The organism is Microcystis sp. LE19-195.1E (genome assembly GCF_027532095.1).
Taxonomy (GTDB): domain Bacteria; phylum Cyanobacteriota; class Cyanobacteriia; order Cyanobacteriales; family Microcystaceae; genus Microcystis; species Microcystis aeruginosa.
Genome location: NZ_JAPZSZ010000064.1, coordinates 1 through 6,189 on the forward strand (window position 1 = coordinate 1; position 6,189 = coordinate 6,189).

Genomic DNA, 6,189 nt, shown 5'->3' on the forward strand with positions numbered 1-6,189 from the left:
TCTTGTTCGGGTGTGGGGTAAAATCGAAACGAATAGGCTTTTTCCATGTCTCACATTTTAGCATAGATTTCGTAAATGTGCTAATATTTAACAGTAAAGCCGTCGTAGAACGACGGGGTTTCAGACCCAAATTTTCGATGACCGGGACTAGGGCAGATAATTTATGGACGTAACTGGATTCGAACCAGTGACCCCATCGATGTCAACGATGTACTCTAACCAACTGAGCTATACGTCCGCACGGATCGCTATTATAACACGATTGCTCCTAATTAGGCAAGCCCCTAGGCAGTAAATTGATAGCCAATTAACTTATAAATTAACTTGGCAGTGGTAAATTCCGAGACCACCGAATCACTAATCGGGGCCAATTCCATCACATCGCAGCCAATCACCTGATGAGTTTGGAAAAGACGACGGAGAAAGCCTAGGGTTTGATGCCAACTTAACCCCCCCGGTTCAGGTGTTCCCACCCCCGGAATTAAAGCGGGATCGATGCCATCCACGTCTATGGTTAAAAATACCTTCTCGGTGCTAATTTTGGCGATCGCTTTTTCGATCCAATTCGGATCACCGGCGATATCTCGATCCCAAATCACGGGAATCTGCTGTTTAGCGATTAATTCCGCTTCTTCTCGACAAATAGCCCGAATTCCCACGGGTAAGGTCGGTAAACCCATTTCTAACACCCGACGCATCACACAGGCGTGGTTATGGTGGGAGCCTTCGTACTCAAAACGCATATCGCCATGGGCATCAATTTGAACCACAGTAAAAGGTTCCGATAAAGCTTGTCGGTAAGCTTGTACTACTCCCGTAGTGATAGCGTGTTCACCCCCGACGGCGACGACAAATTTATCATCGGCAATTAAACGCGAAACTGTAGCTGTGGTGACGGCTAACATCTCCTCGGCGGACAATTGCGGTTGCTGACGGGTATCGGCGATCGCATCATGGGTATAGATGCCCACTTCTAAACAGGTTTCCCGCTTAAGTTCCTCGTCATAAGCTTCCAATTGTTGGGAAGCAGTAATCACCGCCGCCGGTCCAGTTTCACAACCCTTGCGATAGGTGGTGGTGGCCTCGTAGGGAATCGGCAGGATCACGGCCTTAGCTGTGGCGTAAGTGGCGATCGCTTCACTACCTAAAAACTGTTCGCTACCGGTGGCGCAAGACAATAACATGGGCAAGTCACAGAAAATTTTAGTCCAATCTTCTATTATAAATATTTTGACTATTTTTGTCTATCTCAACTGACTCCAAACATATCTACTACAATAGCCGACAACCCTTATCCATCAATGGATACATCCCTCGATTTCTCGCTCAAGATTGGTTTGCTGCGGGCGATAATCTGGAAATATAGTCATCAGTTAGGCTGCTCCATACTGCTGTGACAAAAAACAACTATCCCCCGATAGCGATCGCTAAAGGTCGAATAATTATAAATTTTTGTCAAGAGGTGCGGTCAGATCTAGGAATCATCGTTAGAATGGGCTTAGTTGTCAGAAATTGAGTTAAACAACCTAAGTTGCTACCTATAGGATTAAGCAAAAAAAGCTGCTACAAAAGATAAAAGACGACTAGCGGCCAAAAAAATGAATGACGAGATTATAGCGATTTATTGCCTTTGTGACGACATTCTCAAAGCCATGAATCATCAAGAGGATTCACAGTTTAAAGATTAAGGTTTAATTAGCTGGAGGGTTTTATGAACTTGTCTCTTCAAGAGTGTATTGAAAACTCTTCTCATTGGCTTGAAAAAATTCAAAACAAAATTGATGGAGGTTGGGGACAATATAAAGGGGCAGATAGTAACTGTCTTAATACAGCTGAAGCTATCATTGCTTTGTTAGAAACAGGCATGAAAGATCCTGGAGATCAAGCAATTCAATTAGGCGCAAAATATTTAATTGAGCATCAACTGAGTGCTAATAACTGTGCTGATCGAGAGCATTATGGAGCCTGGGCCAGGAATGTATTGAAAGACCCTGATAAAGTTCTCCACATACCAGATGCAGTACGTACATCTTTAGCCGTACTAGCTTTAAAGCTAGCTGGAGTTTCGTTGCATAATTCAGTAATTACTCAAGGTGTTGAATGGCTGATACATACACAAAATGCAGATGGAGGATGGGGATACACCCGTAATCATGAAAGCCATCTTTTCCCAACTTGTGTAACTTTAAAGACTATTCTAAGAATTTGTCCTTTGGACAATACGAGTGAACATAGTCTGTGCCGAAACTCAAATTTAGAGAAAGTAATTTTAGATGCCTTTAAGCATATACATACATACCGCAATAATGATGGTTCTTTTGGTAAAGAGCCTGAACTACTGGTTCCTCACACTCTCCATGTTATAGATGTAATTAATATGGCAGATAAACAGGAAAACCTCATTCCTAAAATATATTTTAGGGATATTAAACCTGCAATTGACTGGATTGATGATAATAAGAAATGCGTTTTGCAGTGGACAACGGAAACTGTATCGATTGGAGAAGGGTATAATAGCCAGTATAACTATACCTTCTCACATATCAATCCTTCCTTATACTTAAGATTTGTCTTTCCAATTATCCTGGAAAAAGTTGGTAGCAACTTTAATTCAGAAAATGCCTTAGCAAGATATGCGCTTGAAGCTACTTTTGATAATATTGACAACTCCTCTTCTAATGCACAGGGATTTTGCGCAAAACGCCCCGTTTCGTGGGCAACTTCACATACTATTGTAGGTCTTTCAAAAGCTAAATCCACATACATAAATTTTCCAGAGCGAGAACTTCCTTCAACAAAGTTAAATGAGCGCCACTACCTTTTAATATTCCTTATTGTTATCATTGTTCTCTCAACTATTCTTTCACTTATAAACAAGCTAACTGGACTTCAAAGCACTTTATTTTTGTTAGTTATTCTGGCTTTATTGCTGATTTACGGGTATATTTCTGAGAGGAGTTTTATTGGACTTATTCAAAATAAAATTCAGTTTAACAGAAGAGTTTCCCAGTAAAATTTTAAGGATTTTGAGGACGTGCCATGATTCGTGTAAAGATATGCGGCAATCGTACAATTGAAGATGTTTTATTGTCAGTTAATTCTGGGGCAGATGCTCTTGGCTTAATTGTTGGGACAAAATATTACTCGGAGGACAAAATATCTCCTGACTTTGCTGGGACTCTTCTTGAAAAAATTCCTCCTCTAGTCAATACTGTTCTTGTTACTCATCTTCAATCTTCTCAAGAGATTATAAAGGTTTATAGCCTAGTTCCTACCTCTACAATACAACTTCACAATGATATCTCTATAGAAGAAATTCAAGCCATCAAGCATTTACTTCCTCATGTTAAGCTTATCAAGGCTGTACACGTAGTCGATGAGAGGGCAATAGAAACTGCTCAGTATTTTGCTCCTTTTACTGATGCAATACTTCTAGATTCTCGGACAACCGGTAGGATAGGTGGTACAGGAAAAACTCATGATTGGTCTATTAGTAGAAAAATCACGTCACTTATAAGTAAGCCTGTAATTTTAGCGGGGGGGCTTAATCCCGACAATATATTACAAGCAATTGAATGTGTTAATCCTTTCGGTGTTGATGTCAACTCAGGCGTTGATACCTCAAGCGGCGATAAAGACCCCGATAAAATCCGAAAATTTGTAGATGTATGTAAGAGAATACGGTGAAATCATTATTCAATGAACTTCCATCAATCGCAGTGCGATCGCTGATCTTGTAGGGTGCGTTCCCTAAGGCAACTTCTACCGCTCCAGCGATCTATTTTTGGGGAACGCACCATGCAGATTTATTGAAGCTGTAAGTCTAAATGCAATGCCGAAGGCACTGGGTAGCAGCCAATCTTGTAGAGACTTAGTAGGATGGACATTAGCTCATCCTACAGACCTGTGAGATATTATAGAGAAGTCTCCAGAAGTCAAATCGCAATCGGGAGTTAGTATATGCAAGCTATCCTTTTAAGCCGTGAAGAAGTTGCTCAACGTGCAGAGAAACTGTACGAAAGCAGAATCCGCCAAGAGGTGGAAGTTGAGGAAAACATTGGCAAGATAGTCATCATTGACATTGAAACAGGTGACTACAAAGTTAATGAAAATGGCTTACACGCTGCTGACTTATTGAGCGAGAAACACCCCCATGCTCGGCTCTTTGGGATCAAAATTGGCTACAACGTTGCTGCCGCTTGTGGTGGGGGTATCAGGTCGCGTGTAGTTAAGTGATTTCAGGTATTGTGGCTAATGGACACCCGATCATCACTATCCCATTTCGGATTCCAAATCGCGCTGACTTTCCGATTGAGTTTGTAGTAGATACAGGATTTACAGATGAGCTTTGTTTACCATCGGAGGCAGTAGCATTACTGAATCTTCCTTTCAGGTACGATATGCGTGCGAATTTAGCAGACAACAGCCAAGTAATGCTGCCTCTTCACAAAGCAATTATTATCTGGAATGGTGAGGAGCGAGAAACTCGTGTATTTGCCACAGGGCGGTGCCCCCTGGTTGGAACTGCTTTATTAGCTTAGCCATGAACTTGTGATTCAGTTTACGGAAGGTGGGTTGGTAACAATTGACGAATTGTAGTTCTCAGCATTAGCGCAAACGCAGGCTAACAAGTCGATGAAGCGGACGGATGAGAAATTATTGGTTGTGATGCAAAGGTTATCTGCCGCCGCTTATCTTAGCCGTTATATTGAATCGGTTTTTAATAGTATGATTAACTCCCAATCCAACCTTAAAAACCCGCTCCCTTCTCCACACTGCTGTAACAAAAAACAACTATCCCCCGATAGCGATCGCTCAAGGTCGAATAATTGTCAGTTTTTGTCAAGGGGTGCGGTCAGATCTAGGAATCATCGCTAGAATGAGCCTAATTGTCAGGAATTTAGTTAAACAAGGTTTTTGGCAATAGGCTAATCTGGCTAACAGGCTTTTGGGCGTGATATAGGGAAAAGTTCTGGCGATTGCGCCTAAATAGAGTGATATACCGAAAGTTGACCCATATCGTTACCCCAGAGAGTGTTATACAGAAATTTTCCGGATAATATGTAGTTATGTTTTCAAGAAAAGAGAAGAGAAGAAATGTTATCAAAACTTCTAAGTAAAGCTGTACAAAAAGCTCAAGAACTACCAGAAGCAATTCAAGACGAACTGGCAGAGCAGTTTATTGAAGACATCGAAAATGAAATCAAATGGCAAGAAACATTATCTAAACCCCAAGACAGCTTAATTCTCAAAGAACTTGCTCAGAAAGCTATTGCGGATTCAGAAAACGGACAGACTGAAGAAATGGGATTTGATGATCTATGAAGTCGGAACTAAATCCAGATTTCGTCGGCTTATTTCAACAGCTACCAGAAAGAGTGAAAAGAACAGCCAGAAAAAATTACAAGTTATGGAAAGATAACCCCAGTCATCCAAGCTGAGAATTTAAGGAGGTCAATCAAGAAGACCAGATCTGGTCAATCAGAGTCGGTATAGGTTGGAGAGCGCTAGGAAGAATCAAGAGTAAGAATGTAATTGTTTGGTTTTGGATAGGCTCTCACGCAGAGTATGACAAATTTTTAAAGAAGTTGTGAACCAAGAAACATAACAAATCACCGCACCCGAAATAATAGTGAAATTTTGTGACAAAGTGCAGTCATATCTAAGAATCTTTGCTATAATTACGGAAAGCTTCTGTGGTAAGTTTCCTTAAAGGAGATTGTTTGCAGTAAGCTAATCTGGCTAACAGGCTTTTGGGCGTGATATAGGGAAAAGTTCTGCCGATTGCGCCTAAATGGAGTGATATACAGAAAGTTGACCCATATCGTTACCCCAGAGAGTGTTATGCAGAAAGTTGACCTATAATCAATAGTTAGGTGTTTGAACACCCTCCACTCTCTCTTTTGTCCGAAATCATCGAAAATTTGGGTCTGAAACCCCGTCGTTCTACGACGGCTTTACTGTTAAATATTAGCGCATTTACACGATATATGCTAAAATGTGAGGTATGGAAAAAGCCTATTCGTTTCGATTTTACCCCACACCCGAACAAGAGTCGCTATTGCGGCGCACATTGGGCTGTGTAAGATTAGTTTACAACAAAGCTCTCCACGAACGAACACAAGCTTGGTACGAAAAGCAAGAAAGAGTAGGCTACGCTCAAACTTCTTCAATGTTGACCGATTGGAA

General features: G+C 41.1%; 8 protein-coding genes, 1 tRNA gene and 1 pseudogene. 7 read left to right on the forward strand and 3 right to left on the reverse strand.

Annotated elements, in window-relative coordinates; translation table 11 throughout:
- The 3 genes from O9300_RS19415 to speB all read right to left on the reverse strand — a co-directional run.
- Positions 1 to 47, reverse strand: a 47-nt coding sequence (locus O9300_RS19415; protein WP_353737100.1) for a helix-turn-helix domain-containing protein, incomplete at its 3' end; no start/stop codon positions are given.
- Between the two features lie 117 nt (positions 48 to 164).
- A tRNA-Val gene (locus tag O9300_RS03785) sits at positions 165 to 238 on the reverse strand.
- A gap of 46 nt (positions 239 to 284) precedes the next feature.
- A complete protein-coding gene (gene speB / locus O9300_RS03790) occupies positions 285 to 1,184 on the reverse strand; it encodes an agmatinase (RefSeq protein ID WP_287970139.1) in 900 nt (299 codons plus the stop codon).
- 527 nt (positions 1,185 to 1,711) lie between these two features.
- Here speB and O9300_RS03795 point away from each other — a divergent pair.
- The 7 genes and pseudogenes from O9300_RS03795 to O9300_RS03825 form a co-directional block, all read left to right on the forward strand.
- Positions 1,712 to 3,013, forward strand: a complete 1,302-nt coding sequence (locus O9300_RS03795; RefSeq protein ID WP_287970141.1) for a prenyltransferase/squalene oxidase repeat-containing protein — start codon at positions 1,712 to 1,714, stop codon at positions 3,011 to 3,013.
- Between the two features lie 26 nt (positions 3,014 to 3,039).
- The gene (locus O9300_RS03800) at positions 3,040 to 3,687 is read left to right on the forward strand and encodes a phosphoribosylanthranilate isomerase (protein ID WP_287970142.1); all 648 of its coding nucleotides are present in this window, start codon (positions 3,040 to 3,042) and stop codon (positions 3,685 to 3,687) included.
- A gap of 273 nt (positions 3,688 to 3,960) precedes the next feature.
- Entirely contained in the window at positions 3,961 to 4,236 is a 276-nt protein-coding gene (locus O9300_RS03805) for a hypothetical protein (RefSeq protein WP_287970143.1), read from the forward strand.
- Between the two features lie 11 nt (positions 4,237 to 4,247).
- Complete coding sequence (locus O9300_RS03810) at positions 4,248 to 4,541, forward strand: clan AA aspartic protease (RefSeq protein WP_287970145.1); 294 nt, start codon at positions 4,248 to 4,250, stop codon at positions 4,539 to 4,541.
- Positions 4,542 to 5,097: 556 nt separating this feature from the next.
- Positions 5,098 to 5,325 carry a hypothetical protein gene (locus tag O9300_RS03815; RefSeq protein WP_287659537.1) on the forward strand — a complete coding sequence of 76 codons (228 nt, stop codon included), beginning with the start codon at positions 5,098 to 5,100 and terminating at the stop codon, positions 5,323 to 5,325.
- A pseudogene (locus O9300_RS03820) lies at positions 5,322 to 5,594 on the forward strand (ParE family toxin-like protein). The gene O9300_RS03815 and the pseudogene O9300_RS03820 overlap by 4 nt, the downstream one beginning before the upstream one ends.
- A 413-nt stretch (positions 5,595 to 6,007) precedes the next feature.
- A partial coding sequence (locus tag O9300_RS03825; protein ID WP_272079382.1) for a helix-turn-helix domain-containing protein occupies positions 6,008 to 6,189 on the forward strand: 182 nt, incomplete at its 3' end.

What these genes read in the sequence shown, in the direction of transcription:
- speB (WP_287970139.1), bottom strand. Translation starts at nt 1,184, where the DNA reads ATGTTATTGTCTTGCGCCACCGGTAGCGAACAGTTTTTAGGTAGTGAA.
- O9300_RS03795 (WP_287970141.1), top strand. Translation starts at nt 1,712, where the DNA reads ATGAACTTGTCTCTTCAAGAGTGTATTGAAAACTCTTCTCATTGGCTT.
- O9300_RS03800 (WP_287970142.1), top strand. Translation starts at nt 3,040, where the DNA reads ATGATTCGTGTAAAGATATGCGGCAATCGTACAATTGAAGATGTTTTA.
- O9300_RS03805 (WP_287970143.1), top strand. Translation starts at nt 3,961, where the DNA reads ATGCAAGCTATCCTTTTAAGCCGTGAAGAAGTTGCTCAACGTGCAGAG.
- O9300_RS03815 (WP_287659537.1), top strand. Translation starts at nt 5,098, where the DNA reads ATGTTATCAAAACTTCTAAGTAAAGCTGTACAAAAAGCTCAAGAACTA.